This window comes from Sutcliffiella horikoshii (assembly GCF_008180725.1).
In the GTDB taxonomy this organism is placed as follows: Bacteria; Bacillota; Bacilli; order Bacillales; family Bacillaceae_I; genus Sutcliffiella_A; species Sutcliffiella_A horikoshii_B.
The window spans coordinates 142,341-168,844 of sequence record NZ_VTEV01000004.1; the positions used below are offsets into that span (position 1 = coordinate 142,341).

Annotated in this window: 30 protein-coding genes; 25 read left to right on the plus strand and 5 right to left on the minus strand. The window is 40.7% G+C overall.

Annotated elements, in window-relative coordinates:
• The first annotated feature begins 369 nt into the window (after positions 1-369).
• The 18 genes from pepF to FZC76_RS10705 all read left to right on the plus strand — a co-directional run bounded on the left by pepF (position 370) and on the right by FZC76_RS10705 (position 17,559).
• Positions 370-2,241, plus strand: coding sequence for an oligoendopeptidase F (gene pepF, locus FZC76_RS10620; RefSeq protein ID WP_262372545.1), 1,872 nt, complete (start codon positions 370-372; stop codon positions 2,239-2,241).
• Positions 2,242-2,334: 93 nt separating this feature from the next.
• Positions 2,335-3,300: an aromatic acid exporter family protein gene (locus FZC76_RS10625; RefSeq protein WP_148988168.1), complete on the plus strand. Its 966-nt coding sequence runs from the start codon at positions 2,335-2,337 to the stop codon at positions 3,298-3,300.
• A gap of 57 nt (positions 3,301-3,357) precedes the next feature.
• Positions 3,358-3,864, plus strand: a complete 507-nt coding sequence (locus FZC76_RS10630) for a L,D-transpeptidase (RefSeq protein ID WP_148988169.1) — start codon at positions 3,358-3,360, stop codon at positions 3,862-3,864.
• Positions 3,865-4,089: 225 nt separating this feature from the next.
• Complete coding sequence (locus FZC76_RS10635) at positions 4,090-5,565, plus strand: 4-hydroxyphenylacetate 3-hydroxylase family protein (protein ID WP_148988170.1); 1,476 nt, start codon at positions 4,090-4,092, stop codon at positions 5,563-5,565.
• 92 nt (positions 5,566-5,657) lie between these two features.
• On the plus strand, positions 5,658-6,407 hold the full coding sequence (locus tag FZC76_RS10640; RefSeq protein ID WP_148988171.1) for an IclR family transcriptional regulator: 750 nt from the start codon (positions 5,658-5,660) through the stop codon (positions 6,405-6,407).
• A gap of 33 nt (positions 6,408-6,440) precedes the next feature.
• Positions 6,441-6,980, plus strand: coding sequence for a 3-hydroxyanthranilate 3,4-dioxygenase (locus FZC76_RS10645; RefSeq protein WP_148988172.1), 540 nt, complete (start codon positions 6,441-6,443; stop codon positions 6,978-6,980).
• On the plus strand, positions 6,971-8,020 hold the full coding sequence (locus FZC76_RS10650) for an amidohydrolase family protein (protein WP_262372570.1): 1,050 nt from the start codon (positions 6,971-6,973) through the stop codon (positions 8,018-8,020). Before FZC76_RS10645 ends, FZC76_RS10650 begins: the two co-directional genes overlap by 10 nt.
• Positions 7,968-8,429, plus strand: coding sequence for a RidA family protein (locus tag FZC76_RS10655; protein ID WP_148988174.1), 462 nt, complete (start codon positions 7,968-7,970; stop codon positions 8,427-8,429). The genes FZC76_RS10650 and FZC76_RS10655 overlap by 53 nt, the downstream gene beginning before the upstream one ends.
• Positions 8,430-8,489: 60 nt before the next feature.
• Complete coding sequence (locus tag FZC76_RS10660; RefSeq protein WP_148988175.1) at positions 8,490-9,965, plus strand: aldehyde dehydrogenase; 1,476 nt, start codon at positions 8,490-8,492, stop codon at positions 9,963-9,965.
• Positions 9,966-9,987: 22 nt separating this feature from the next.
• Positions 9,988-10,767, plus strand: coding sequence for a 2-keto-4-pentenoate hydratase (locus FZC76_RS10665; RefSeq protein ID WP_148988176.1), 780 nt, complete (start codon positions 9,988-9,990; stop codon positions 10,765-10,767).
• 18 nt (positions 10,768-10,785) lie between these two features.
• A complete protein-coding gene (locus FZC76_RS10670; protein WP_148988177.1) occupies positions 10,786-11,685 on the plus strand; it encodes an acetaldehyde dehydrogenase (acetylating) in 900 nt (299 codons plus the stop codon).
• Positions 11,686-11,703: 18 nt separating this feature from the next.
• The gene (gene dmpG, locus FZC76_RS10675) at positions 11,704-12,717 is read left to right on the plus strand and encodes a 4-hydroxy-2-oxovalerate aldolase (protein ID WP_148988178.1); all 1,014 of its coding nucleotides are present in this window, start codon (positions 11,704-11,706) and stop codon (positions 12,715-12,717) included.
• A 14-nt stretch (positions 12,718-12,731) separates the two neighbouring features.
• Positions 12,732-13,505, plus strand: coding sequence for a 2-keto-4-pentenoate hydratase (locus FZC76_RS10680; protein WP_148988179.1), 774 nt, complete (start codon positions 12,732-12,734; stop codon positions 13,503-13,505).
• A 12-nt stretch (positions 13,506-13,517) separates the two neighbouring features.
• Complete coding sequence (locus FZC76_RS10685) at positions 13,518-13,709, plus strand: 2-hydroxymuconate tautomerase (protein WP_148988180.1); 192 nt, start codon at positions 13,518-13,520, stop codon at positions 13,707-13,709.
• A 21-nt stretch (positions 13,710-13,730) separates the two neighbouring features.
• Positions 13,731-14,738, plus strand: coding sequence for a TRAP transporter substrate-binding protein (locus FZC76_RS10690; protein WP_148988181.1), 1,008 nt, complete (start codon positions 13,731-13,733; stop codon positions 14,736-14,738).
• A 24-nt stretch (positions 14,739-14,762) separates the two neighbouring features.
• A complete protein-coding gene (locus tag FZC76_RS10695) occupies positions 14,763-15,242 on the plus strand; it encodes a TRAP transporter small permease (RefSeq protein ID WP_148988182.1) in 480 nt (159 codons plus the stop codon).
• Positions 15,239-16,519: a TRAP transporter large permease gene (locus FZC76_RS10700; protein ID WP_148988183.1), complete on the plus strand. Its 1,281-nt coding sequence runs from the start codon at positions 15,239-15,241 to the stop codon at positions 16,517-16,519. The genes FZC76_RS10695 and FZC76_RS10700 overlap by 4 nt, the downstream gene beginning before the upstream one ends.
• Before the next feature lie 674 nt (positions 16,520-17,193).
• The gene (locus FZC76_RS10705) at positions 17,194-17,559 is read left to right on the plus strand and encodes a DUF4181 domain-containing protein (protein ID WP_148988184.1); all 366 of its coding nucleotides are present in this window, start codon (positions 17,194-17,196) and stop codon (positions 17,557-17,559) included.
• 50 nt (positions 17,560-17,609) lie between these two features.
• On the opposite strand, the gene prli42 is transcribed toward FZC76_RS10705, so the two are convergent.
• Positions 17,610-17,705, minus strand: a complete 96-nt coding sequence (gene prli42 / locus FZC76_RS10710; protein WP_010194162.1) for a stressosome-associated protein Prli42 — start codon at positions 17,703-17,705, stop codon at positions 17,610-17,612.
• A 160-nt stretch (positions 17,706-17,865) separates the two neighbouring features.
• Between prli42 and mce the strand changes: the two genes are divergently transcribed.
• The 4 genes from mce (at position 17,866) to FZC76_RS10730 (ending at position 21,629) form a co-directional block, all read left to right on the plus strand.
• The gene (gene mce / locus FZC76_RS10715) at positions 17,866-18,285 is read left to right on the plus strand and encodes a methylmalonyl-CoA epimerase (protein ID WP_148988185.1); all 420 of its coding nucleotides are present in this window, start codon (positions 17,866-17,868) and stop codon (positions 18,283-18,285) included.
• Positions 18,281-19,828 carry an acyl-CoA carboxylase subunit beta gene (locus FZC76_RS10720; protein WP_148988468.1) on the plus strand — a complete coding sequence of 516 codons (1,548 nt, stop codon included), beginning with the start codon at positions 18,281-18,283 and terminating at the stop codon, positions 19,826-19,828. The genes mce and FZC76_RS10720 overlap by 5 nt, the downstream gene beginning before the upstream one ends.
• 131 nt (positions 19,829-19,959) lie before the next feature.
• Positions 19,960-21,078, plus strand: a complete 1,119-nt coding sequence (locus tag FZC76_RS10725) for a tripeptidase T (RefSeq protein WP_148988186.1) — start codon at positions 19,960-19,962, stop codon at positions 21,076-21,078.
• 83 nt (positions 21,079-21,161) lie between these two features.
• A complete protein-coding gene (locus FZC76_RS10730; protein ID WP_148988187.1) occupies positions 21,162-21,629 on the plus strand; it encodes a chemotaxis protein CheW in 468 nt (155 codons plus the stop codon).
• 83 nt (positions 21,630-21,712) lie between these two features.
• Here FZC76_RS10730 and FZC76_RS10735 read toward each other — a convergent pair whose 3' ends face one another.
• A complete protein-coding gene (locus FZC76_RS10735) occupies positions 21,713-22,135 on the minus strand; it encodes an organic hydroperoxide resistance protein (RefSeq protein ID WP_148988188.1) in 423 nt (140 codons plus the stop codon).
• 172 nt (positions 22,136-22,307) lie between these two features.
• On the opposite strand from FZC76_RS10735, the gene FZC76_RS10740 reads away from it, so the two are divergent.
• From FZC76_RS10740 to yunB, 3 genes are all read left to right on the plus strand, one after another.
• Positions 22,308-22,727 (plus strand): MarR family winged helix-turn-helix transcriptional regulator, encoded by a 420-nt coding sequence (locus FZC76_RS10740; RefSeq protein ID WP_148988189.1) that lies wholly within the window; start codon positions 22,308-22,310, stop codon positions 22,725-22,727.
• Between the two features lie 29 nt (positions 22,728-22,756).
• Positions 22,757-24,010: a DNA polymerase IV gene (locus FZC76_RS10745; RefSeq protein ID WP_148988190.1), complete on the plus strand. Its 1,254-nt coding sequence runs from the start codon at positions 22,757-22,759 to the stop codon at positions 24,008-24,010.
• A gap of 302 nt (positions 24,011-24,312) precedes the next feature.
• On the plus strand, positions 24,313-25,110 hold the full coding sequence (yunB, locus tag FZC76_RS10750; protein WP_060666444.1) for a sporulation protein YunB: 798 nt from the start codon (positions 24,313-24,315) through the stop codon (positions 25,108-25,110).
• Here the strand turns inward: yunB and FZC76_RS10755 are convergent, their stop codons facing one another.
• From FZC76_RS10755 to FZC76_RS10765, 3 genes are all read right to left on the minus strand, one after another.
• The gene (locus FZC76_RS10755) at positions 25,111-25,308 is read right to left on the minus strand and encodes a hypothetical protein (RefSeq protein ID WP_148988192.1); all 198 of its coding nucleotides are present in this window, start codon (positions 25,306-25,308) and stop codon (positions 25,111-25,113) included. It lies immediately after the preceding gene.
• Positions 25,298-25,504 carry a hypothetical protein gene (locus FZC76_RS10760; protein WP_148988193.1) on the minus strand — a complete coding sequence of 69 codons (207 nt, stop codon included), beginning with the start codon at positions 25,502-25,504 and terminating at the stop codon, positions 25,298-25,300. The genes FZC76_RS10755 and FZC76_RS10760 overlap by 11 nt, the downstream gene beginning before the upstream one ends.
• 106 nt (positions 25,505-25,610) lie before the next feature.
• Positions 25,611-26,447: an HAD family hydrolase gene (locus FZC76_RS10765; RefSeq protein WP_187442037.1), complete on the minus strand. Its 837-nt coding sequence runs from the start codon at positions 26,445-26,447 to the stop codon at positions 25,611-25,613.
• Positions 26,448-26,504 lie beyond the last annotated feature (57 nt).

Genomic DNA, 26,504 nt, shown 5'->3' on the forward strand with positions numbered 1-26,504 from the left:
CGAAGCTTAAGTGAGTGCATTCCTTCGGTCGTATAGAGCCTTTCTATACGCCAGAAGCTCATGTGAAAGTATCACTTCAGTCGTATAGAGCTCTTCTATACGCCCGAAGCTCAAGTGAAAGTAGCTCTTCAGTAATATAGAGCCCTTCTATACGCCCGAAGCTCAAGTAAAAGCATCCCTTCAGTCGTATAGAGCCCTTCTATACGCCCGAAGCTTAAATAAAAACACCCCTTCAGTCATATAGAACCCTACAACCACCTCCCAAGATTCATTTTCAATATAGAAATAGTGTTATTACCCGATGTATAGAAAAAGCTGGAAAACAAACACTAACCCTTAGCAGAAAACTAAGGGAGGACCACAATAAAAATGAAAATCACACGAATTATTACATCACTATTAATAACCGTCATGCTAAGCTTCACCACAATTCTAACCTACGCAGAAAGCCCAACCTACAAATCGCGGACAGATATTCCAACTGCATATAAATGGAATCTCCAGACTCTATATAAGAATGAAACGCAATGGAAACAGGATGTATATAAAGCTAAAAAGTTGGCGGACCGTTTTGCCAAAAAAGAAGAAAAGCTGGACAACGACATTCAAATCCTACACTTACTCGAGGATTACTTTGAGCTGTTTCGTTTGATGGAAAAAATCTTTGTCTATTCCCGTATCAATCTGGATGTGGATATTAGCAATACTTCAGCTCAAGCCTTATCTGATGAAGGCCAAAACATGATGATATATGTGGTGGAGCGGACGGCATGGTTTTCGAATGAATTACAGGAAATAGAAAAGGACCAATGGGAAAAACTCATGAAAAGTCCGAAACTAACGCCTTATTACAGTCACTTACAAGACACCTATGATGAAAAAATCCATTCCTTGCCTCCGGAAATGGAAAAGATTCTAATAAAGACGATGCCAATTGTAAATGCACCTAGCGAGCTTTTTACGATGATGTCTAAAGACCTTGTCCTCCCAAGTTTTAAGGTAAAGGATAAAGTGTATGAAATGTCAGCACCTTTATATTCTGTCTATATGTCGAGCAAGGACAGGGAAGTGAGGAAGGCTGCTTTCCAAACGTATTACCAGACCCTTAGAAACTACCAGGATACCTTTGCTTCCATGCTTGCCAATGTCGTAAAGGCGAATAACTTTTTTGCTACAACGAGGAATTATCCCTCCTCATTAGAAGCACATTTAGAGGGGAACGATATTGACCCGAAGGTTTACACCCAACTCATTGACACTGTAGAAGGAGGACTTCCGCTATTTCATCGGTATCTAAAATTAAAAGAAAAATATGTTGGCATCGACGACTCCATGCATATGTACGATTTGTCTGCCCCGTCTCCTTATACCAAAGAGGAAAAGATTCCATATGAGGAGGCAAAGGAAATAGTCATAAAGGGATTATCGCCAATAGGAGAGGCATATATTAAAATGCTATCCAAGGGGCTCTCTTCAAATTGGGTGGATGTTTATAACACACCTGGTAAAGCAACAGGGGCTTATCAGATTGGTTCGTATGATTCCCATCCATTTGTGTTATTAAATTATCAGGGGCTTCCAAGCGACGTATTGACTCTCGCCCATGAGATGGGACATGCGATGCATTCTTATTTTTCCAATGAAAATCAGCCTTATCAAGATGCAAGATATGTGACGTTTACGGCGGAGGTTTCTTCAACCTTGCAGGAGCATCTTCTTCATAAGCAATTGATGGATGAAGCAAAAACGAAAGAAGAAAAGATTCATGCTCTCTATCAATACTTAGAGGACTTTCGGGTAACGCTATTCCGTCAGACGCAATTTGCGGAGTTTGAAAAGATTATCCACGAAATGGGGCAAAATGAAAAACCGTTACATGCAGAAGCTATTAAATCAGTCTATTATGATTTAAATAAAAAGTATTATGGAAAGGACATGAACGTGGATAAGGAAATTTCCATGGAATGGGCCAGAGTACCGCATTTCTTCCATTCCAGTTTCTACACGTACCAATATGCAACAAGTTTTGCTGCATCCGCAGCGCTTGCAGAGCAATTGGAAGAAGGGGGAACTGATGCGCAGAATAAGATTGTGAAAGAGCTATTTTCTTCAGGTGGCAGCTTACCACCAATTGATATTTTGAAACGGGCAGGAGTGGATATGAGTAAAAAAGAGCCGATTGAGGAATCGTTGAAACGATTTGAAGAGCTGGTCAATGAATTTGAGGAGCTATTGCACTAGTACCGATAAATAAGTAAACAACTCCCTCCAATTTTCATGTATAGTAGTACTATGTGATATATTGAACAAACGAAAGTCGGGAGAGTTTTATGTATGAGAAAATTTAAAATCGGATACCGAACAGCAAAGACGGCCCTCGGTACAGGGATTGCAATCAGTATTGCACAGTTATTGAACCTGGACTTTTACGCATCAGCTGGGATCATTGCAATCCTCTGTATCCAAAATACAGTAAGGAAGTCATGGAAAGTGGCAACTGCTCGTTTTATCGCATGCTCCTTAAGTCTTTTATTCGGCTTTGTGTTCTTTGAGTTGTTAGGTTACAATCCGGTATCGATAGCACTTCTTTTGTTATTTTTTATACCTGTTACGGTGATGCTCAGAATCACAGAGGGTATAGCAACCAGTTCCGTCATACTTCTTCATGTGTATTCAGTTGAAGCTTATTCATTAGGACTTGTCATCAATGAACTAAGCATCATTTTCATAGGTATAGGGGTCGCTCTCATTATGAATACTTACATGCCGAGTGTTGAAAAGGAATTGAAAAGCTACCAGTTGCAAGTGGAGGAAAACTTTCATAAGGTGTTTTCAGAGATAGCCCATTTTCTTCGTCATGGTGATCGTGGATGGGGTGGGCAAGAGATACCTGAAACAAATAAAATATTAAAAGAAGCGAAGAGTCTGGCCTTCCGTGATGTGGAAAATCACTTCAGACGGGAGGAAAATCATCATTATTTTTATTTTAAAATGAGGGAAAAGCAGCTGGATGTCATGGAACGGATGCTTCCTATAGTTGCTACAATAGAACATAATGTGGAACAGGCTCATATGGTATCAGATTTTATAGAGGATCTTGAGCATGCTATTCACGCAGGAAATACTGCTTATCTTTTCTTGCAACGCTTGCGCGATATGCACGAAACCTTTCAAGAAATGCCGCTTCCAAAATCCCGTGAAGAGTTTGAGACGAGAGCAGCTCTTCGTCATCTCTTAAAAGAATTTGAACAATACTTAATACTTAAAAGTGATTTTATCGGTTTGGAAACTACGAAGTAAGCGAATGGAATGGACATCTTTCAACCACACTATACCTAAAAGGTAGGAGGATGGAAGATGTTCATTTTTTCATTAATTTTCGCACTGGTGACTTCCCCACTCTGGCCGCTTGGACCAAATCCTCTTCCAGGCGATCCATATATTATTGTTAATAAACAGACCAATCAGCTTGCATACTTTCAAGGGGAAGAATTGAAAGAAGTCCATACAGTAGCCACAGGTAAATCGAAAGAACTGACACCTGAGGGTGAGTTCACCATTACGGTAAAAGCAATTAACCCATACTATCGCAAAAAAGATATTGCTGGCGGCGATCCAAAGAATCCCCTTGGCACAAGATGGATCGGATTTGATGCAGAAGATACCGACGGCAGGACGTATGGAGTGCATGGTACGAACAATCCATACTCCATTGGAGGCTATGTGACACAAGGGTGTATTCGGTTGGAAAATAAAAATGTGGAAGCTTTGTTCGACAGGGTGCCTGTGGGGACGAAAATATGGATATTGAAAACAGGGAAAACTTTTGAAGAGCTTGGGAAAGAGAAGGGTGTATTGAGGTGAACAATTGGTAGTTCCTCTACTTTTTAATTTTATATAAGAGTCAGTTCTTTTTTTAAAAAGAACTGGCTTTTTTTATTGAGATTTCACTATTTGAAATTTTCTAATTGTTTTGATAAATATTTCACCCTATAGTTTAGGAAGACAGTTTGTATGGAGGTGAACCTACATATTCTTGGAGACAGAGTGCAACAAAATGAAAGCGATTTCAAAAGAGGGGGAAATGGAATGGGAATCAGGACAGGGGAGCAATACATTAACTCTTTAAGAACAAGAAAGCCTGAAGTCTGGCTTGGTGGTCGGAAAGTAGAGGATTTATATAACGAAGATGTGTTCAAGCAGCCAATTCATGAAATTGCCAAACTTTATGACATGCAGTTTGATCCCAAGTATCAGGATAAGATCACGCATGTGTGTGAAGAAACAGGGGAACGAGTGAATAACGCGTTTCTTGTACCTAGGTCCCATGAAGATATCATGGCCCGCAGCAGATTGTTTGAAGCTTATGCACGTGCAACATTCGGACTGATGGGAAGAACTCCGGATTTCTTGAATGTAGTGGTTACTTCAATGGCAAGCAACTCCTGGTTTTTGGATAAATACAATCCGGATTGGTCCGTAAATATACGAAACTATTACCGTCATATCAGGGATAATGATTTATTTTTAACACATGCCATCATTAATCCGCAAAATGATCGAAGTAAAGCTTCCTATGAACAAAAGGATTTGTTTACCCATTTAGGGACCGTAAAAGAAACGAAGAATGGGTTAGTTGTTAGAGGTGCCAAAATGTTGGCAACATTAGCTCCTATCACAGATGAAGTGATTATCTACTCTTTCCCAGGCTTCCAACCGGGTGATGAGAGGTATGCACTTGCATTTGCCATTCCTATTGATACACCAGGATTACGTATTATTTGCCGTGAGCCGATGCAGGATGGAAAACGATCTGTATTTGATCATCCGTTGGCTTCTAGGTACGAAGAAATGGATGCTATCCTTGCGTTTGACGATGTTTCGGTGCCGTGGGACAGAGTATTCATGTATAACAATGTGGAAGCGGCCAATTCCTTATATCCAATGACAGGAATTGCTCAGCAGCCTGCGCATCAGTCAGGGGTCAGAGGTTATGTGAAACTAGCCTTTGCAACAGAGGTCGCATGTAAAGTAGCGGATTCCATTGGAGTAGATGGATTTTTGAATGTACAAAATGATCTTGGTGAGCTGGTTCAAGCGGTAGAAACAATTCGAGCACTATTGCGTGTATCAGAATATGAGTACGAAGTGACAAAGGATGGAGAATACCGTCCTGCACCGGCACCTCTTGAAACAATTAGAGGCCTATTACCGAAAATGTACCCACGGGCAATCGAAGTGATGCAAATTATTGGAGCAGGTGGTTTGCTGATGTCTCCTACAGGTGCCGACTTTGAAAATACGGAATTACGCCCTGATTTGGACAAATATTTTGGAGGACGAGAAGGAGTGTCGGCAGAAGAGCGTGTTCGCATATTTAAGCTTGCATGGGACCTTTGCGGAGAAGCTTTCGGCCAACGCTTATTGCAATATGAACGATATTATACCGGGGATCCAATCAGAAAAAGAGCAATTTTTTATAATCAATACAAGCGTAAGAGTAAATTCGATATGGCTGAACAAGCTCTGAAGGATACAGCGAAACCAGAAAAAAATCTCATATAAATAAAGGGAAATGGCGTTCTTTGTATAAATATTAGAATATTAGTTATATTCTGATATTTATTGTAGAACTTTGATGAAAAAGGGGCGAAGACATGATATCCTCTGTGCTGAAAGTAGCAAAGATTTTGGACTGTTTTACAGGAAATGAGCCAGTTTTGGGTAACCGGGAAATTGCGGAGAAGTTAGGGATGAATGTAAGTACGGTCCATCATATTGTCAGTACGCTATGCCATGAAGGAATATTAATACAGGACAGCAGAAAGAAATATCGGCTCGGTTGGAAATTGCTCGAGTGGAGTAATCATGTCATGTATCAGCAGGACATATACAGTGAAGCCATTCCGATCGTGGAGGACCTGGTCCGCCAGTACAACGGTACCGTCCATATCGGTATGTTTGATGCTGGGGAGGTACGTTTTGTCCTGAAGGTATCTGCCAAAAATTCCGTACCTGTTCCGACTTTTGTCGGTGCCCGCAAGCCTGCTTATTGTACAAGTACAGGGAAGATTTTATTGTCTTTCAATCCGTCATTCATCCAACCTACTATTTCTAAAGGCCTGTTGCAAAGGGCACCCAATACCATCACTTGTGTGAAAAAATTAAAAAGAGAATTGGAAGAAATAAGAGAACAAGGGTACGCCATCAGCAATAATGAAAATGAATTGGGGTTATACGGAATTGCGGCTCCGATTTATTCTTATACAGGGCAAACTGTAGCGGCTCTTAATATGGTTGGTCCCATTTCATATATGCAAGGCGAGCAAAAACAGGCCATCATTCAAAGTGTTTTACGGACATCCAGGCAAATTTCAAAAGAACTTGGTTATATTAGCGCGATTTGATAGCGCTTACAAAATTATGAGGAGGAATTGGCTATGGCATTAAAGACGAGATCTATGAACATTATGAAAGTGATCGAGGACAATAAGCATCTATTGAAGCCGCCGGTTAATAATAAAGTTCTTTGGGAGGATTCTGAATTTATTGCGATGCTTCTTGGAGGACCGAATAGAAGAAGGGACTTCCATGTGGATCCCTCAGACGAGTTTTTTTATCAAGTGAAAGGTGACTGTTATGTAGAATGCATCAATGAAAATGGAGAGCGCGAAGTGGTTACGGTAAAAGAAGGGGAAATGTTTATGCTTCCTGCAAACGTACCTCATTCCCCTCACCGTGTGGCAGACACGTACGGCATTGTTTTAGAAAGGAAACGGGACAAAGGAGAGCTAGAGGACTTTGTTTGGTTCTGTGATAACTGTAATGAAGAAATGCATCGGGTGACGGTTCAATTAACCAATATTGAGACTCAGGTAAAGGGAGCGATCGAGGAGTTTAACGGAAGCGAAAAACTGCGCACATGTGACCATTGCGGTCATGTAATGCCAGAGGAAGTAGATGTGTGGAAATGCGAATAGATTTCCATACTCATATCATTCCAAAGGAGTTTCCGGACTTTGCAGAAAAATATGGTGGAGACCGCTGGCCGACGCTAGATCAGACTTGTACATGTGGGGCAAACATTATGGTTGCCGGAAAAGTCTTTCGGGAAGTGACCGATCAAGTTTGGTGTCCGCATAAGCGTATTCAGGACATGGACAGAGAGGGTGTGGACATACAAGTTCTATCCCCAATTCCCGTGACATTTTCTTACTGGGCGGACAAAGAGGCTGCACTTGAAATGGCGCATCTTCAAAATAATTTTATCTCTGATACGGTAAAAGAATATCCTAACCGATTCATTGGTCTAGGAACCGTACCTCTTCAAGATACGGTAGTGGCCATTCAGGAAATGGATCGGTGTATGCATGACCTGAAACTTGCCGGAATAGAAATCGGAACTAATGTAAACGGTGAGAATCTTGATTCACCTCATTTGACAGAGTTCTTTAAGATGGCAGAGGAGTGGAGTGTACCTCTTTTCATTCACCCTTGGGAAACGATGGCGAAAGACCGTACCCCAAGACACAATTTCATGTACACAATCGGAATGCCAAGTGAGACAGCTCTTGCTGCCGCAAGCTTGATTTGGAGTGGGGTAATGGAAAAGTTCCCGAACCTCAGAATTTGTTTTGCCCATGGTGGTGGATCTTTCCCATATATATTACCGCGCTTGGACAAGGGGTGGGAGGTATGGCCACACCTCAGGCTTACGACACATCCTCCTAGTCATTATGCAAAGAAGTTCTATTTCGACTCATTGAACTATGATTCGCTCACCATGAAATTTCTGATTGAGCGATTTGGTATCGATAAAGTGATTATGGGTTCTGATTACCCTTTCCTGTTACGAGAAATTGCACCAGGAAAAGTGGTAGATGAAATGGAGGACCTGTCTGAATCGGACAAAAATTTGTTGTTAGGGAAGAATGCTTTGGAATTTTTGAATATAAAGGAGACCGACTATGGAACAAAAGCTGATGACTCCAGAGGAAAAGCTGAAACAATTAGGTCTTGAGTTAAGAGATGTACGTCCGGCAGTCGGTAACTATGTCAGTCATGTCAGAGTGGGTAATTTAATCTTCACTGCTGGCCAAGGGGTGGATCAATACCATGGTAAATTGGGCAGAGACTTTACCATTGAAGAAGGGTATCTTGCTTCCCGCCAGTCGATGCTTAATTTGTTAAGTGTGTTAAAGCATGAGCTAGGTGAATTAAGCAGGGTGAAAACGATTGTGAAGATGTTAGGCTTTGTTAATTGTACAGAGAATTTTACTGATCAACCTAAGGTGATGAACGGGGCATCAGACCTATTGGTTGAGGTATTCGGTGAAAGAGGAAGACATGCTCGTTCTGCAGTAGGCATGGCACAACTGCCTAACAATACGGCCATTGAAATAGAATTGATTGTTGAAATTGCAGAGTAACGACTCCTTCTCTCTCTTGGATGAGAGGGAGTCTTCATTTTGGAAAGGATGGGTTGTCTGATGCAAGTTAGAGAGGTTATTCCTGGGAAAATCAAACCGATAGATTGTAGGCACTTTATCGACGGCGAATACATCGATTCTATTAACTTGAAAACCTTCGATAATATCAATCCTGCAACAGAAGAAGTGATTGGGAAAGTGGCGGAAGGCGGGAAAGAGGAAATTGATCGTGCAGTTACTGCAGCAAGAAAAGCATTAAAAGGTCCTTGGAAAAAGTATACAACCAAGGAGCGGTCGGAATTATTGCGAAGAATCGGTGATGGAATCTTAGAGAGAAAAGAAGAACTGGCTGTCTTGGAGGCTATGGATACAGGCAAACCTTACGAATTGGCTCTTGAAATGGACATCACCAGATCTGCCTACAATTTTTATTTTTTTGCAGATTTCTTAACATCAATGGGCGGGGAATCCTACCAACAAGATAATGTTGCGCTTCATTATTCTATTAGAAGACCTGTTGGAGTTGTTGGGATGATCAATCCTTGGAATCTACCTTTACTCTTATTGACTTGGAAATTGGCTCCATGTCTTGCTGCAGGGAATACTGCGGTTATGAAGCCTGCGGAATGGTCACCAATGACAGCTACTGTTCTGGTGGAAATTTGCAAGAAAGCAGGTGTACCGGATGGGGTTATTAATCTCGTGCATGGTTTTGGAGCGGATTCAGCAGGATCTGCATTAACCGAGCATCCTGGTGTAGATGCAATTACTTTTACAGGGGAAACCAAAACAGGATCCGCCATTATGAAAGCGGCAGCTCCTACACTGAAAAAATTATCCTATGAGCTCGGTGGGAAAAATCCAAATATTATTTTTGCGGACTCAAACTTGGATGAAGTGATTGATACCACGCTTAAATCGAGTTTCATGAATCAAGGGGAAGTATGTCTTTGTGGTTCAAGAATCTATGTGGAGAGTTCGATCTACGAATCTTTTCTTGAAAAGTTCACTGCCAGAACTAAAGAACTACAAACCGGAGATCCTTTTAATCCTGCAACCAAAGTAGGCGCAGTAATCAGTAAAGAGCATTACGAACGGGTTCTCTCCTATATTGAAATAGCTAAGGAAGAAGGCGGGACCATTTTAACAGGTGGTGGTCGACCGGATTCTGTTGATAAAGGGTTTTTTATTGAGCCAACTATTGTCGTTGGACTTGATCGACATGCAAGATGTGTCAAAGAGGAAATCTTCGGGCCAGTCGTCACCGTTATTCCGTTTGAAACAGAAGAAGAAGTATTGGACCAGGCAAACGATACACATTATGGGCTGGGTGCAACAATCTGGACGAATGACCTTCGCCGCGCACATCGAGTTGCAAGGGAAATTGAGGCGGGAATCATCTGGATCAACACATGGTATTTAAGAGACTTAAGGACTCCATTCGGTGGGATGAAACAAAGCGGAATTGGCAGGGAAGGCGGCATGCACAGCTTTGATTTTTACAGTGAATTGTCAAATGTAACGGTAAAACTTTAGTGCCAGAAAGGAGTTCCTATAATTGACCATTCAAACGAAAAAACTATCAGACCTGTTATTAAATGCAGAAAAATCTAAAAAAGGTGTGACACCTTTAACTGAATTGAAGCCTGATCTAACTGTGGTAGAAGCATACAACATTCAAATGGATAACATTCAGGTGAAGCTAGAAAATGGAGAGACAATCAGTGGGAAAAAAATCGGACTTACTTCACTGGCCATGCAGCAGCTTCTTGGCGTGAACGAACCCGACTATGGTCATCTCCTTCAATCTATGGAAGTGCCTAATAACGGGGTTATTTCTTGCCAGCAGCTTCTCGAACCGAAAGTGGAAGGAGAAATAGCATTCTTTTTAAAAAAGGATCTGGCTGGACCAAATGTCAGTGTAGGGGATGTATTGGAAGCAACTGAATATGTAATGGCTGCATTGGAGATTGTCGACAGTCGCATAGCAGGATGGAAAATCAAACTGTGTGACACGATAGCAGATAATGCTTCATCAGCCCTGTACGTACTAGGTGATAAAAAAATCCCCCCGCATCAACTGGATCTTAAGGAAGAAAAAATGGCGTTTTATAAGAATGAACAATTAATCAATGAAGGTATCGGTAAAGCGGCTTTAGGAGATCCCGCTTATTGTGTTGCTTGGCTTGCTAACAAACTATCCGAATTTGGAATTAGATTGAGAGCCAATGAGGTGATTCTGTCGGGTGCTTTATCCGCCGCAGCAAACGCAGGAGACGGCGATGAATTTGTAGCCAAATTTCAAACACTCGGAGAAGTAAAAGTGAACTTTGAATAAAGAAAGGGGGAGTACGCATTGGGGAAAGTGAAAGTAGCGATTATAGGGTCAGGAAACATCGGTACAGACCTCATGCTTAAACTACATCGTTCCAAGTCCCTGGAACTGACGGCCATGATTGGCATAGATCCTCATTCAGACGGCCTCAGACGAGCAAAGGCTTTTGGACATACCATTATCATGAATGGAGTGGATGGTTTTCTAGAAAAGCCGGACCTTGCAGACATCCTTTTTGATGCAACCTCTGCCAAAGCACATTACAGGCATGTAGAAGCTCTGAAAAAAACGGAGAAGCATCTCATTGATCTAACTCCTGCAGCAATAGGTCCTTTCGTTATCCCGTCCGTAAACCTGATGGAACATATGAATGAACCTGTAGTAAACATGGTTACCTGTGGGGGACAGGCAACCATTCCAATCATTCATGCCATCAGTCAAGTGTGTCAGGTGGAGTACGCGGAAATTGTTGCAACCATTGCAAGCAAAAGTGCTGGTCCAGGGACTCGTATGAATATTGATGAATTTACTACTACTACAGCTAGTGCCATTGAAAGAATAGGTGGTGCTAAAAATGGCAAGGCCATCATCATTCTTAATCCTGCAGAACCGCCAATTTTAATGAGAGATACGGTTTACTGCCAAGTGCAAAACCTTAAAGGAAAAGAAGAACAAATAAGTTCGGCTATAGCTAGACGTGTAGAAGAAATTCAAGAATATGTACCAGGTTATAGACTACGCACTGACCCAATATTTAATGGAGATAAGGTCAGTATTTTCATAGAAGTGAAGGGAGCGGGGGATTACCTGCCAGAGTACTCAGGTAACCTGGATATCATGACTGCAGCAGCAGTAAAAGTAGGAGAAGAAAAAGCCGATAGATTGGTAGGAAAAAGAGCGAAAGCAATTAAAGCTACATAAGAGAGGGGAGGGGACAGGTTGAAGCGTGATGTATGGATTACAGAAGTTGCTCTAAGGGACGGCAGTCATGCCATCAGTCATCAATTTACCATTGATCAAGTGAAAAATGTAGCCAAAGCACTAGATGAAGCGAATGTACCTGTTATTGAAGTGTCCCATGGTGATGGACTTGGAGGATCTTCCCTTCAATATGGATTGTCGCATACAAATGAAATGGACCTCATTAGCGCTGCGGCAGATATTGTTACCAAAGCAAAAATAGCCGTCTTGTTGCTTCCCGGCATAGGTACCGTTCAGCATTTAAAAGAAGCGGCAAGGCGTGGAGCCAAGATAGCCCGAATTGCTACCCATGTAACAGAGGCGGATGTGTCAAAGCAGCATATTTCTTATGCAAAGGAGCTAGGCTTAGAAGCGGTTGGTTTTCTGATGATGTCTCATATGGCACCACCGGAAAAGTTGCTCGAACAGGCAAGCTTGATGGAAAGCTATGGAGCGGACGTGGTTTATGTGGTTGATTCTGCGGGAGCTCTTTTACCACATCAAGTAAAAGAAAGAGTTCATTGTTTGCGAAACAGCTTGGATATACCAATTGGGTTCCATGCCCACAACAATCTCTCATTAGCGGTGGCCAATTCATTAGTAGCTATTGAACAAGGGGCAACCAGAATAGATGGGAGCATTCGTTGCCTTGGGGCAGGTGCCGGTAATACACAGACAGAAGTGTTGGTATCTGTCCTTGACAGGCTGAATATTCAGACTGGTATAGATGTATATAGAATGATGGATGTGGCAGAGGAGATTGTCGCCCCTATTTTGCAGAAACCGCAAGAAATCACGAGGGAAGGTCTGCTGCTTGGATATGCAGGCGTTTACTCAAGTTTCTTGGTTCATGCCAACAAAGCAGCAAAACAGTTTAAGGTAGATGCAAAGGATATATTGATAGAACTAGGTAAACGAAAAGTAGTTGGCGGACAAGAGGATATGATTGTCGATATTGCTGCCGAGATGGCCAAAAAGACCGTAAAGGCTTAAGAGGAGGATCTAAATTGGACTTACTTCAAATTGCAAAACATGTGGCAGATCACCAAAAAAATGGACAAGAAATGGATAAAATCACACTGAGTCATCCAAACATGAATGTGGAGCATGCTTATGAAATTCAAAAACTGTGCATGGATCATGCCATAAAGAATGGAGACAGATTAATAGGTTGGAAGATGGGGTTGACTAGTAAGGCTAAACAACTGTCTGTTGGAGTCGAGGAGGCCATTTATGGTAGATTGACATCTTCTATGGAATTAACGGAACCTACCTTACATATTGGTAATCTCATTCATCCGCGAGTGGAGCCTGAATTTGCATTTATTCTTAACAAAGAACTGAAAGGAGACCGAATTACCGTTCGTGATGTCTGGATGGCAACAGAATGTATCTTCCCTGCCATAGAGGTCATTGACAGCAGGTATCGCAACTTCTCTTTTACTCTAGAGGATGTTGTAGCAGACAATGCATCTTCATCTAAGTTCATTCTAGGGAATCAAGCATTCTCTCCATATTTCACCTCTTGGGATAAGGTTGGAGTATCAATGGCTAGAAACGGAGAGACGGTTCAAACAGGAGTGGGAGCGGCAGTATTAGATCATCCTGTGAAGTCTATTGTGGAATTGGTGAAAATGCTGGCCCGCGAAGGACTTTCCGTCAAACCTGGAATGGTGGTTCTTGCCGGTGGAATTACAGAAGCGATTAATGTCTACAACGGAGATGTAGTAGAGGTTCACTACGATCATTTAGGAACATTGAAATTGAACGTCGAGTTGTAAAGGAGTACCAATATGCCGATTACTTACATTCATTTGCTGGAAGGAAGAAGTATCGAGCAAAAACAAGAACTGATTCAAAATGTTACCCAAGCCATCACCCATACGCTTGGAACTGCTCCTGAACAAGTGAGGGTGTTGCTCATGGAAATACCTAAGGGAAATTGGGGTACAGGCGGTGTTACAAAGGCACAACTTGATGAATAAGGAAAATAAAGGGGGAGAACGATGAAAAAGGTAAAGAAAAGTATTGCTATGATGATGGTCTTTTCAATGGTATTGTTGCTCGCAGCATGTGGAGGAGACGAAACAAGCGGAGATGAATCAGGTAAGACATATTCCTTTAAATTAGCACACATTACCCCAACCAACCATATGTGGCATCAGGCTGCAGAAAAATTTGCAGAAGAATTGGAAAGCAAATCCGATGGAAGAATGAAAGTGGAAATCTATCCAGCAAGCCAGCTTGGTACAGAGGCAGATATGGTTCAACAAATTGAGGCAGGATCTGTAGACTTTGGATTGATCACAGCAGCTTATATGAGTTCGCGCTCTCCTTCTTTTGCCGCATGGTTTATGCCATATGCATTTGAAGATATCAATGCTGCACATGAAGCTAGAACCTCTGATGTTTCTAAGAAAATTTTGGCTACATTGGATGAGCAAGGTCTTGTTGGATTGGATTATCTGTTTGCCGGACAGCGTGTCATGCTATTTAAAGACAAGGAAGTTACTTCCCCAGAAGATATGGCCGGCTTAAAGTTACGTGTAACGCCAAGTCCGCCGATGCAAGATTTTTATCGTTCCGCAGGTGCCTCACCTGAAGGACTGCCACTTCCTGAAGTGTATGCAGCCGTTCAAACTGGCGTGATTGATGGGATGGACATGGATTTGGATGCTGCCATCACTAATAAATATTATGAAGTCGTAAAATATGGAGCTGTTACCAACCATATGGTTTGGCCATCTGTTGCCATCGTAAATAAATCGACATTTGAAGGAATGTCTGAAGCAGATCAAGAGTTAGTTCGTGATGCACTGACAGTAGCCACCGATTTTGCAGTAAATACTCGCTCTGGACAGGAGGAAGAATTCAGGCAAACACTAAGCGACAATGGAATGAAAATTTATGATATCCCTGCAGATGCATTTGCAGACCAGATTGCAGAGTTTGATGCAAAATACAAAGATTCAGATCCTCTAATTAAAGAATTTATTGATACGTATAGAAAATAAAGTTTGAAGGGGGAAGTCACCATAATGATGAAAATCAGTGACGGAATAGCCAAAGTCGAGAAATTTCTCGGTGCATTCTTAATGTTGTGCATGGCGGTTATCATAACATTATCAGTAGCCTTCCGATATTTCCTGAACTCCCCCTTGTCTTGGGCTGGGGAAGTATCTATCTTTCTATTAATCTGGATCAGCTTTATTGGAGGTAGCTTGGGACTGAAATACAAGTCCCAGGCTTCTGTTTCGATATTCCTGGAGTATGTACCAACAAATATAAGGAAGGCATTAACCTTGATCGGTCATATATGTATGCTGTTGTTTCTTTTCGTCATTCTTTATTATACCTACACGTGGATATTATCTCCCAATGTGGCTTTGCAAAAATCCAGTGGCATTCTGTTGCCCATGTGGATTCCTTATAGCGCAGTGCCAATTGGCCTTACTTGTGCATCGTTTCATATTTTGACTAACTTTCTAGTCGTTTTTCGAGAGGGGGAAGTAGAATGACAGTACTAGTAATTGTCTTGTTTTTTGTATTTTTACTGATTGGTATCCCTATCTCTCTCGTATTAGGTATGACAACTGTATTGTACTTCTTACTTGTAGGAAGCCCCGTGCTACTGGAATCCACCCCTATGCGTTTGTATTCTGGGTTAGAAAATTTCGGGCTATTGGCAATCCCACTCTTCATGCTTGCGGGCGAATTAATGAATAGTGGTGGAATTACAACAAGGCTAGTGAAGTTCTCAAAAACATTAATTGGTCATGTGAGAGGTGGCCTTGCATACGTAACGATCATATCCAATATGTTTATCGCTTCCATATTAGGTTCAGCGAATGCTCAGGCTGCGATGATGAGTAAGGTCATGGTCCCTGAAATGGAAAGAGAAGGGTACAAAAGAGAGTTTTCCTCCGCGCTCACCCTTGCCTCCTCCATTGTCGCCCCTATCATTCCTCCAAGCATGATATTCATCATTTATGGGACTCTCTCTGGCACCTCCATAGGTGGATTATTCATGGCAGGAATAATTCCCGGAATCATTTATGGTTTAGGTTTTATTGGCCTCATTGCCTTTATGGGGTATAAGTACAATTTCCCCAAAAGTGACCGTGCGTCCTTTAAAGAAATTCTACATCACGGTTTGTATGTCATCCCTGCATTAAGTGTTCCATTTATCATCATCTTTGGTATTTTAAGCGGTGCATTTACTCCAACAGAATCAGCTGCAGTTGCATGTTTCGTGGCTTTGATAGTTGGTCTGTTCCTCTATAAGGAATTGAAACTCAAGAACATTCCAAAGCTTTTGATGAACACGGTAATAAGTACCGCCACCGTAACGTTTCTTATTGCGATGGCAAACATCTTTGGCTGGATGATTGCGTTTGAACAAATTCCACAACTTGTAGCGGACGGCATGTTAAGCATTTCAGAAAACCCGCTAGTATTCTTGCTGATGGTTAATTTGATGCTTCTATTGCTCGGTGCGGTCTTAGACGGAATTGCCGCATTGATTATTTTAATTCCTGTATTAATGCCTCTTGTTGTAGCATTTGGGATAGACCCAATCCACTTCGGTGTCATCATCTGTATCAATTTAACCATTGGACTTTTAACACCACCTGTTGGAACTGGATTGTTTGTTGTCTCATCCATCGCGGATGTGAAAATCGAGAAGCTGATTAAAGCAACCACCCCATTTCTATTAATGGGAATTTTCATCTTAATGATTATTACATATTGGGCGGATGCTGTGTTATTTATTCCAAGGATGCTGGGTTTTTAGAAATTTTGCCGGACCGATTTGGTTCGGTTTTTAATTTTTGGAAAATAAATGAAACATTAGGTGTTTTCTTACGTATTACTAAGAGGTGGATTTTCCCAATGTCGGGGACAACAGCGTTTGAAGACCTCGGTGAATTCGAAATCGGGGAAGAGAAGTCCTCATAGAGCGTATGAAGACCTGTGTGAAGCGGAAATCGAGGAAGAGAAGTCCTCATAGAGTAAATGAAGACCTCTGTGAAGCGGAAATCGGGGAAGAGAAGTCCTCATAGAGTAAATGAAGACCTCTGTGAAGCGGAAATCGGGGAAGAGAAGTCCTCATAGAGCGTATGAAGACCTGTGTGAAGCGGAAATCGAGGAAGAGAAGTCCTCATAGAACGTATGAAAACCTGTGTGAAGCGGAAATCGGGGAAGAGAAGTCCTCATAGAACGTATGAAGACCTGTGTGAAGCGGAAATCGGGGAAGAGAAGTCCTCATAGAGCGTATGAAGACCTGCGTGAAGCGGAAATCGGGGAAGAGAAGTCCTCATAGAGCGTATGAAGACCTGCGTGAAGCGGAAATCGGGGAAGAGAAGTCCTCATAGAGTAAATGAAGACCTCTGTAAAAGGAAAATTGAGGAACAGAAGTCCTATTATGTTGGTACATTCCGCATATTCTTATAGAAAAGGGGTGTTGTTATGACTTTTGTGTGGTTGATGTTAACAATCGCAGTTGCACTGATTTTTATTGATGTGGTAGGGAGAAAGTTACTGGGAATAAAACGTGCGAAGCTAACAGATCCAAAAGGGAAGAAAATAGATTTGCTCGGAAGGGTTATTTGTGTCATTTTAGCATTTGTATTGTATCCCACTTTTATTGAAACAGAAGTACTAGAAATGAATTATCTCTTTATTATTTTCTTTACAGTTCTATTTTGCTTTCAGGCAATCATCCAATATATTTATATTAAGGAATCTAAAGAATTCATCATTACGCTGCTTATGAATATTGTGTTTGTAGTTTTTCTGTTCAATATTGACGCCCTTTTAAAGCTTTACAGCTAATCAAAAAAAACGAGCCGGAAATCCCTGGCTCGTTTTTGTCTGGTAATCTATTAAAAAAACATGGAAGCTCCAGCTAATAGTGTCGTAATAAGCATAACGCCGATCATTAAATATACGACAACCTTTTGGAATTTGCGATTCATCATTTGAGTTCATTCACTCCCCATTTATTCTACTATCCCTATTTTACATGGATTTCAATTCTTTCTCAAGTTACGATTCTAGACGAAAAAGGAAGGAATTTTGCACAAAAAGTCGAATTGTTATAGAGTCATAGTTAGGGGACATACAACAAGGGGGATTGGCATGATTAAAAATGTAAATCATATTGGGATTGCTGTAAACTCAATTGAGACAGCGCTTCCATTTTATACAGAGACTTTGGGGTTGACTTTTGAAGCTGTGGAACATGTAGCGGAGCAAAGGGTTAGAGTGGCATTCATCGATGCCGGGAATTGTAAGCTGGAATTATTGGAACCTACCTCTCCAGATAGTCCGGTTGCCAAATTTATCGAAAAGCGTGGGGAAGGCATTCACCATGTAGCCTTAAGTGTAGAATCGATAGAAGATAGAATTCAAGAAATGATGGATAAGGGAATCCCTATGATTGACAAGCAATCCCGCGTCGGGGCTGGCGGGGCGAATATCGCTTTCATGCACCCAAAAGCAAGCAATGGCGTACTGGTAGAATTCTGCGAAAAGGCGGCGAAACAGCATGACAATTGATATCTATGAAAAAATAAACGAGCTTTATGACAAACGTCGCGAAGTAGAACTTGGCGGTGGAGACGATCGCATAGACAAGCAGCATGAAAAAGGGAAATTGACTGCAAGAGAGCGAATTGAGCTTTTGGTAGATGAAGGGACTTTTGTAGAACTTAATCCATTTATCGAACACCGATGCAATGACTTTGGACTGCAGGGGAAAAAAGGTCCTGGAGATGGTGTCGTTACAGGTTATGGAAAAGTGAACGGCAAACCAATCTATTTATTTTCACAAGACTTTACTGTATTTGGTGGAGCCCTGGGAGAAATGCATGCCAAGAAAATTGCCAATGTCATGGATATGGCTGCGAAAAATGGTGCACCGATTGTTGGATTGAATGATTCTGGTGGCGCGCGTATCCAGGAAGGTGTTCTTTCCTTAGATGGATATGGGCACATTTTTTACAGAAACTCCATTTATTCAGGAGTGATTCCGCAGATATCAGTCATTATGGGACCATGTGCAGGCGGTGCCGTTTACTCTCCGGCCATTACCGATTTTGTTTTCATGGTGGAAAAGACGAGTCAAATGTTTATCACAGGACCAAAGGTAATTGAAACGGTAACAGGAGAGAAAATCAGTTCAGAAGGCCTTGGTGGGGCAAAAGTACATAACGCGATAAGCGGTAATGCTCACTTCTCCAGTTCTTCGGAAGAGGAGGTATTGGCACAGGTGCGAAATCTGCTAAGTTACCTTCCGCAAAACAATGAAGAAAAGCCGGAAAGAATTTCTTGTGAACAAGGTGATGACTACCGTCCGGATTTAGCGGATGCCATCCCTTTTGATGCAATCAGACCTTACGATGTTCGAATTGTCATTAACCAGGTAGTAGATGAAGGGTCGTTCATGGAAGTTCATAAGGATTTCGCTAAAAATATCGTAGTCGGATTAGCAAGACTGAAGGGAGAAGTAGTTGGACTAGTTTGTAATCAACCAAAAGTGATGGCAGGGGGACTTGATATCGATTCTTCCGATAAAGCATCCAGATTTATTCGATTCTGTGACTCATTCAATATTCCGTTGATTACGTTTGAGGATGTTACTGGGTTCTTCCCCGGTGTGAAGCAGGAGCACGGTGGAATCATCCGTCATGGTGCGAAAATCCTTTATGCATATTCGGAAGCGACTGTGCCAAAGCTTACTGTAATATTGCGTAAAGCATATGGTGGTGCATATGTAGCCCTTAACAGTAAATCCATCGGAGCCGACCTTGTATTTGCATGGCCGAATGCGGAAATTGCAGTAATGGGTCCTCAAGGAGCAGCAAATATCATCTTTGCCCGTGAAATCAATGAGAGCGATAATCCAGAAGAGACACGCGCCCAGAAGATTGAAGAGTATCGTGAAAAATTTGCTAATCCATATGTGGCGGCAAGCCAAGGAATGGTAGATGACGTGATTGATCCAAGAGAGACAAGGATTAAATTGATCCAATCACTAGAAATGCTTCGCAATAAAAAGGAAACAAGACCATATAAAAAACACGGGAATATCCCACTATAATTCGTGAGGAGAGATAGTAGGTGGGTATAAGCCTGCTATCTTTTTTATTGGTGTAGGCTCAAGCAAGGAAAAAATCACATGAATAGGTTATAATAGGATGGGATTCAAAAAGTAGTAGGAGGAACATACATATGATTAATAGAGACAGACTTGTCGAAGAATTTTTAGAGCTTGTACAGGTAGACTCAGAAACGAAATTTGAAGCAGAAATTTGCAAAGTATTGAAAGAAAAATTTTCTGCTCTTGGTGTCCAAGTAGTAGAAGATGATACCATGAATGAAACGGGACATGGTGCAGGTAATCTGATCTGTACACTTGAAGGCACAAAAGATGATGTGGATACCATCTATTTCACGTCCCATATGGACACAGTGGTTCCAGGTAAGGGAATTAAACCATCCATTAAAGACGGTTACATAGTGACTGACGGTACGACTATCCTTGGAGCTGATGATAAAGCAGGACTTGCTGCCATGCTTGAAGCGGTGAAAGTACTAAAAGAAAATAACATCGAACACGGAAAAATCGAGTTCGTCATCACAGTCGGTGAAGAATCCGGTCTTGTAGGAGCAAAAGCTCTAGATCCAGCTTTAGTAACTGCAAAATTCGGTTTTGCTCTTGATAGCGATGGAACAGTTGGAAACATCATCGTTGCAGCGCCTACACAAGCTAAAGTAAAGGCAACGATATACGGGAAGACGGCTCATGCTGGAGTTGCACCGGAAAAAGGGATTTCTGCGATTACGATTGCTGCTAAATCCATCGCCAAAATGCCTTTAGGTCGTATTGATGAAGAAACGACTGCAAACATTGGACGTTTTGAAGGTGGCGGTCCAACAAATATCGTATGTGACCGTGTCGATATTTTAGCAGAGGCTCGTTCTTTAGTTCCTGAAAAAATGGAAGCTCAAGTGGCCAAAATGAAGGACGCATTTGAAACAGTTGCAGCAGATATGGGTGGCCGTGCGGAAGTAACAGTAGACGTTATGTACCCAGGCTTCAAATTTGCTGATGGTGATCATGTGGTGGAAGTAGCAAAGCGTGCGGTTACGGAGATAGGAAGAACGCCTGAACTACAACGTAGCGGCGGAGGCAGTGATGCCAATGTTATCGCAGGATTTGGCGTTCCAACAGTCAACCTTGCTGTTGGTTACGAAGAAATCCACACAACAAATGAAAGAATGCCAATTGAAGAATTGATTAAAACAACGGAACTGGTTGTTAGCATCATAAAAGAAGTAGCAAAATAAAATGGGAAAGCTTGGTGAATTTGCCAAGCTTTTTTTAATACCTTGTTTTATAATAGAGAAAAAGGGCGAATAGGAGAAAAGTCATGGAATCCCAAAAACTAGTGATTTTTGAAGTAAATGAAGAAGAGTATGGCATACCAGTTGATCATGTGGTGTCCATTGAAAAGCTTGGAAACGTAACTGCATTGCCTGAAATGGAGGCTTATTTAAAAGGCCTTATGAAAGTAAGGGGACAACTAATACCGGTTCTTGACGTGAAGCATATATTATTTTCTGGCCCGATTGAAGTGAACGATAAGACACGTTTAATTGTGGTTCAAACATCGGAACTTTCTATAGGGTTATTAGTGGAAGATGCGAAAGAAATCCTGGATGTAAAAAAAGAGGCCATTAAGGATTTAAATGTGTTGGCATTACAGTCTTCTCCATATATAAGTGGGATGGTAAATCTTGATAGGAGATTAATTGCAATTATTAATCCGAATAACTTAGTGGGGAGGCTTGAAAAAGTTCACCATATCAAGGATGCGGTAGAAGCTTCTACTTTATAAAAGCTTAATATTTTTTTATAAGCAAAAATATAAGTTTATACAAAATGAGACCACCTGCTAAAACAGGTGGTCTTGTTAGGTTTTTATTCTGTTTTTGTTATTAATTCTACTTCTATATTTCCCTTTGTTGCTTTAGAGTAAGGGCAAACTTCATGAGCTTGTTTAACTAGCTTTTCTGCTTCTTCTTGAGTAACGCCACTTATGCTCACATTTAACACGACCGCCAATTTAAAACCACCATCAGTATCTTTACCGATAGAAACTTCTGCAATAACTTCGGATTCAATTTTTTGGCGAGCTTGTCGTGCAACAAGGTTTAGTGCACTGTCAAAGCAAGCGGAATATCCTGCTGCAAATAGTTGTTCTGGATTAGTTGCGCCTTCTTTTTCTGTACCGCCTAATGATTTTGGCATTGATAGGGCAATATCTAAAGTCCCATCTTCACTTTTAATTCTTCCTGCTCTACCACCTGAGGCTGTTACTTTCGCTGTATATAACGCATCCATGTAAAAATCCACTCCTTTTAATTGTTTACAATTATATTGTGCAAAATTTAATTCTCCTTTATCATATCGTGCGTTAATTATTTAGTCAACTAATAAGTTTTGTAAAAGGAATTTGTGTATAAGTTAAGTGAGTTGTACAATAGTATTATTGAGATTTAAAGGAGATATATGAATGGAAAGCAACTTAAAACTAGATAATCAACTTTGTTTTAAAATTTACTCTGCAGAAAAAAAAATGATGAAATTATATAGAGCATACTTAGATGAGTTGGGAATAACTTATTCTCAGTATCTAGTACTATTGGTGTTGTGGGAAAAGGATGCCATTTCTGTAAAGGAGTTAGGTGAAAAGCTTATGCTTGATTCAGGTACTCTAACTCCAATGCTAAAGCGTATGGAAACCAATCAATTAATTACAAGAAGTCGCTCCAAAAAAGATGAAAGAATTGTTGTGATAACTCTTACCCCGAAAGGAAAGGACTTAAACGAACAGGTAGAGTGTATCCCAAACAAGTTTCTTGAAAAAGTATCTTTAAATACTGATGAACTAAAATCATTAAGCGAACTTCTGACAAAGCTGGTTGTTAATTAAAGTAGGCAAAGTAGTTTAGGGTGGTTTGTATGAATGGAGAAAAAACAAAGGGACATCGAATAATCTTCCATGTAGATATGAATAGTTTCTACGCATCTGTTGAAATGGCTTACGACCCATTGCTCAAGGGAAAACCTGTAGCAATTGCGGGAAATGTAGAAGAACGAAGAGGCATTATCGTCACTTGTAGCTATGAAGCAAGAGCCTTTGGTGTAAAAACAACGATGCCTCTATGGGAGGCAAGACAAAAATGTCCTCAACTTATTGTGCGAAAACCAAACTTTGATAGGTACAGAAAAAGCTCCCAAGCTATGTTTGATCTGTTAAGAGAGTATACAGACTTGGTTGAACCGGTTTCGATTGATGAAGGTTACATAGATGTCACAGATTATTCTGGACATTTAACACCCTTACAACTAGCTGAAGAAATCCAGGTGAGGTTACACAAAGAACTATTATTGCCGTGCAGCATTGGAATTGCACCAAATAAGTTTTTGGCGAAGATGGCTTCAGATATGAAAAAGCCGATGGGAATAACTATTTTAAGGAAGAGGGAAATTGCAAATATCTTATGGCCTATGGATGTAGGAGAGATGCATGGTGTCGGGGCCAAGACAGCTGAAAAACTAAAGACAATTAATATTACTACAATAGGTGATTTGGCTGAGGGGAATGATTACCAACTAAAACACCTCCTTGGCATGAATGGTGAGAGGTTGAAAAAACGAGCAAATGGTGAGGATAATCGCCCAGTTGATCCCGATAGTGTATCTGAATTTAAAAGTATTGGTAACTCGACTACCTTACCAAAAGATTCAGACGATGAACGTTTGTTAGAAAAGACCATCGAAAAGCTGTCATCTTCCGTGAGTGCAAGAATGAAGAGGAAATCTGTGCTCAGCCATAACATTCAGCTCATGATAAGGTATGGTATTCATCATACGGTGACAAGGAGCCGAAAGCTTTCGAATCCAATTGAAGGTGAAAGTGATATCAAAGAAGCTGCCATGTTTTTGCTTAGAAAGCATTGGGATGGGGAACCTGTCCGCTTGTTGGGTGTAACTGCTCAAGAACTTGTGGAAAAGGATGATTCCGTTAAACAGCTAGATCTTTTTACGTTTCAAGAGGATGCCAAAAAAGAGCCGTTGCATAAAACCCTTCAAGATCTAGAAGAAAAATTTGGGAAGGGGATTATAAAAAGGGGGATTAAGAGTAAGAATACTGCAGATGCGGGCTCAAAAGCTAAAATAACGACTAGTTTTCAGAAGGATTTTTTGGAATAGTAGTTTCAAACCTGTAAACCATATTGGTTTGCAGGTTTTTTATGTCAAATAAATATCGCTTTGTAACACCGCTGCTGATTTCCGCAAATGGCTTCGCTTTCCGCGGGGCGACCTTGAGCCACCTCACAACGCTTGGGGGTCTCAACAATGTCGCTCCTCCCCCGCAGGAGTCTACGCCTTTTGCTCCAATCAGCAGCTAGAAAACTTATAATATCACAGTCCACTTTAACAGAGACTATTAAAAAAATGATTAATAATCTGTCCAACAATCTTATATATATATGGGGAGGAGGATTGCAACTATGAGGAGAATGCGTCGGACTTCCCTATTGAAAAGTGGGCCACTGCCAATAAAGTACGTGTTTTTAATTACATTTATATTGTTTAATATTTTGACGGTTTTTAGTTTGATTATCATCAATAAAAACCTGGAACCGAGTTTAAGGAGTATAGCAGAAACGAAAGCCCGTCAAATTGCAACCCAAGCTATTAATGATGCCGTATCAAAGAAGATTGCAAACAGTCTAAATCCAGAGGAATTAATTATCGTATTAAATGAAGGTACAGATCATGTAGCTTTTAGTACAAATCATAAAGTAGTCAACACGGTGATTTCTGAAACTACGTTACGAGTTCAAAGGTATTTGGATTTCCTTGAAGAAGGCAATCTGGAAGGAATGGAATCATATAAAAATGATTTGAACATAGATTACGAAGAATCAAAAAAGCAGAATGGGATCGTTTATAAGGTTCCGTTGGGGATGGCGACTAAAACGACCCTTTTTTCCAATCTTGGACCCAAAATACCGGTGCGGTTTGAGATACTTGGTGATGTTATCTCGAATGTGGAAACGAAAGTGATTGAAACAGGAATAAATAATACAGTTATAGAGGTCTATGTAAATGTGAGTGTGAAGATGAACATCATCATTCCGTTAGTCGAACAGCCAATGGAGATAAATAACTCTGTTAAAATAGGAGATCTGGTGATTCCAGGAAAAGTTCCGATGTATTATCATGAAAGTGGAAGCGGTGGTGGAGGAGTTGCACCAGTTATTATCCCTGAGATTCCAGTAGAAGAACAAAAGAATAATAACTGATTAACCTGGTCCTGTGATGTTCGATTGCAGGGCTTTTTTAAATTTTGTTGGCTTTTTCAGGTAGTCAACGACATCTTCTTTACAGACATCTACTACGGAGCTGATTATATCCAAGTCATTAGTAACTTTATAATGAATCATTCTTTTTGCAATTTTAAGGGCAGTTTCCTTGGTTATAGTAGAAGAATCAGGATTCATGATGAGTCTCTTCGTAGTTATTGATTACATTTTTCATACCAGGGATTGCAATCAAACTAAGGGAAGTCATCAAGCTAAGCATGAACATTGGGGCATTGCTTGTCTTATCTGTCATCATGACATAAAAAAGAATGGCAAAACCGGAAACAGCCAATAGCTTCAAAATAACGTAGAAAGATTTTTGGATTAATTTCATTAGTATCACCTCATTAGTTTTTAGAACGTTTGTTCTGTTTTTATTATAATCGAACAGACGTTCTAAACGCAAGCGTTTTATTCAAAAAAAATAACACCGTGAAGTGTTATTTTAAAAAGGACTTATCTAAAAACATCGAGAGCTCTGTTAATCCTGAGACTGTATAGGTTGCTTCACTTTCTTTAAATAGGTCAAAAGGATCGATGCATATAGTTTTACAACCTAATATTGCGGCCGGAAGAATCTCGTTTATATAGTTATCCCCTATGCTCAGCATTTGGCTGTAAGGAACATGGTGTTGTTGAGATATGTATAAAAGGCGATCTGCTGTATTTACCGGTTTATTGGCTTCATAGATTTTATCATGGAAGTAAGAAGTGAATCCAAGTTTCTTCAATATGACATCGCTGTCAGTTTGCGGGCTATTGGTCATAAGAACTAATATAAATTTTTTATGGAGTTTTTCTAATACAGTAGCAAACTCTGCTAATGGTTCTAACAGGAAATCATCTGTCATCATATGTTCTCTTGTTTGAAGAAATGCCGCATATGCTTCCTCGCTGCTTAATCCGTAGTGCTTGGCAATGGAAACCGGTACCCACCATAGATCTCCGATACTTAGCATATCAAATAGGTCAAATTGAAGAATGTCAGGATAGTAAGAAGTAAGTACTGTTTGTGATACTTCCACTCCATCCCAAGTCCAGCCTTTAGATACCTTGCCATCAAAATGTGCTAGAATTAGATCCTTTTTAGCATCATACACCCTACCCATCTTAAGCGTATGTGTACCTGCTTCAATAGCTTTATAGTCTTCTTCAAACTTGGGCTGTACTTCCGCAGGCAATTTATTTTTGAGAAGATCGGCATAATACTGAAAGTGATGAGTGTCCTCATAAAGAGTACCGTCCAGATCAAATACGATTGTAGAAATGTTATCCATAGCATCCATTCTCCTTTTTGCGTGATACTATCATTGTACTATATTCATGGATAGTAT

Excerpts from the sequence above, each read along its gene's own strand:
- pepF (WP_262372545.1), top strand. The coding sequence starts at position 370 with ATGAAAATCACACGAATTATTACATCACTATTAATAACCGTCATGCTA.
- FZC76_RS10625 (WP_148988168.1), top strand. The coding sequence starts at position 2,335 with ATGAGAAAATTTAAAATCGGATACCGAACAGCAAAGACGGCCCTCGGT.
- FZC76_RS10630 (WP_148988169.1), top strand. The coding sequence starts at position 3,358 with ATGTTCATTTTTTCATTAATTTTCGCACTGGTGACTTCCCCACTCTGG.
- FZC76_RS10635 (WP_148988170.1), top strand. The coding sequence starts at position 4,090 with ATGGGAATCAGGACAGGGGAGCAATACATTAACTCTTTAAGAACAAGA.
- FZC76_RS10640 (WP_148988171.1), top strand. The coding sequence starts at position 5,658 with ATGATATCCTCTGTGCTGAAAGTAGCAAAGATTTTGGACTGTTTTACA.
- FZC76_RS10645 (WP_148988172.1), top strand. The coding sequence starts at position 6,441 with ATGGCATTAAAGACGAGATCTATGAACATTATGAAAGTGATCGAGGAC.
- FZC76_RS10650 (WP_262372570.1), top strand. The coding sequence starts at position 6,971 with ATGCGAATAGATTTCCATACTCATATCATTCCAAAGGAGTTTCCGGAC.
- FZC76_RS10655 (WP_148988174.1), top strand. The coding sequence starts at position 7,968 with ATGGAACAAAAGCTGATGACTCCAGAGGAAAAGCTGAAACAATTAGGT.
- FZC76_RS10660 (WP_148988175.1), top strand. The coding sequence starts at position 8,490 with ATGCAAGTTAGAGAGGTTATTCCTGGGAAAATCAAACCGATAGATTGT.
- FZC76_RS10685 (WP_148988180.1), top strand. The coding sequence starts at position 13,518 with ATGCCGATTACTTACATTCATTTGCTGGAAGGAAGAAGTATCGAGCAA.
- FZC76_RS10690 (WP_148988181.1), top strand. The coding sequence starts at position 13,731 with ATGAAAAAGGTAAAGAAAAGTATTGCTATGATGATGGTCTTTTCAATG.
- FZC76_RS10695 (WP_148988182.1), top strand. The coding sequence starts at position 14,763 with ATGATGAAAATCAGTGACGGAATAGCCAAAGTCGAGAAATTTCTCGGT.
- FZC76_RS10700 (WP_148988183.1), top strand. The coding sequence starts at position 15,239 with ATGACAGTACTAGTAATTGTCTTGTTTTTTGTATTTTTACTGATTGGT.
- FZC76_RS10705 (WP_148988184.1), top strand. The coding sequence starts at position 17,194 with ATGACTTTTGTGTGGTTGATGTTAACAATCGCAGTTGCACTGATTTTT.
- prli42 (WP_010194162.1), bottom strand. The coding sequence starts at position 17,705 with ATGATGAATCGCAAATTCCAAAAGGTTGTCGTATATTTAATGATCGGC.
- mce (WP_148988185.1), top strand. The coding sequence starts at position 17,866 with ATGATTAAAAATGTAAATCATATTGGGATTGCTGTAAACTCAATTGAG.
- FZC76_RS10725 (WP_148988186.1), top strand. The coding sequence starts at position 19,960 with ATGATTAATAGAGACAGACTTGTCGAAGAATTTTTAGAGCTTGTACAG.
- FZC76_RS10730 (WP_148988187.1), top strand. The coding sequence starts at position 21,162 with ATGGAATCCCAAAAACTAGTGATTTTTGAAGTAAATGAAGAAGAGTAT.
- FZC76_RS10735 (WP_148988188.1), bottom strand. The coding sequence starts at position 22,135 with ATGGATGCGTTATATACAGCGAAAGTAACAGCCTCAGGTGGTAGAGCA.
- FZC76_RS10740 (WP_148988189.1), top strand. The coding sequence starts at position 22,308 with ATGGAAAGCAACTTAAAACTAGATAATCAACTTTGTTTTAAAATTTAC.
- FZC76_RS10745 (WP_148988190.1), top strand. The coding sequence starts at position 22,757 with ATGAATGGAGAAAAAACAAAGGGACATCGAATAATCTTCCATGTAGAT.
- yunB (WP_060666444.1), top strand. The coding sequence starts at position 24,313 with ATGAGGAGAATGCGTCGGACTTCCCTATTGAAAAGTGGGCCACTGCCA.
- FZC76_RS10755 (WP_148988192.1), bottom strand. The coding sequence starts at position 25,308 with ATGAATCCTGATTCTTCTACTATAACCAAGGAAACTGCCCTTAAAATT.
- FZC76_RS10760 (WP_148988193.1), bottom strand. The coding sequence starts at position 25,504 with ATGAAATTAATCCAAAAATCTTTCTACGTTATTTTGAAGCTATTGGCT.
- FZC76_RS10765 (WP_187442037.1), bottom strand. The coding sequence starts at position 26,447 with ATGGATAACATTTCTACAATCGTATTTGATCTGGACGGTACTCTTTAT.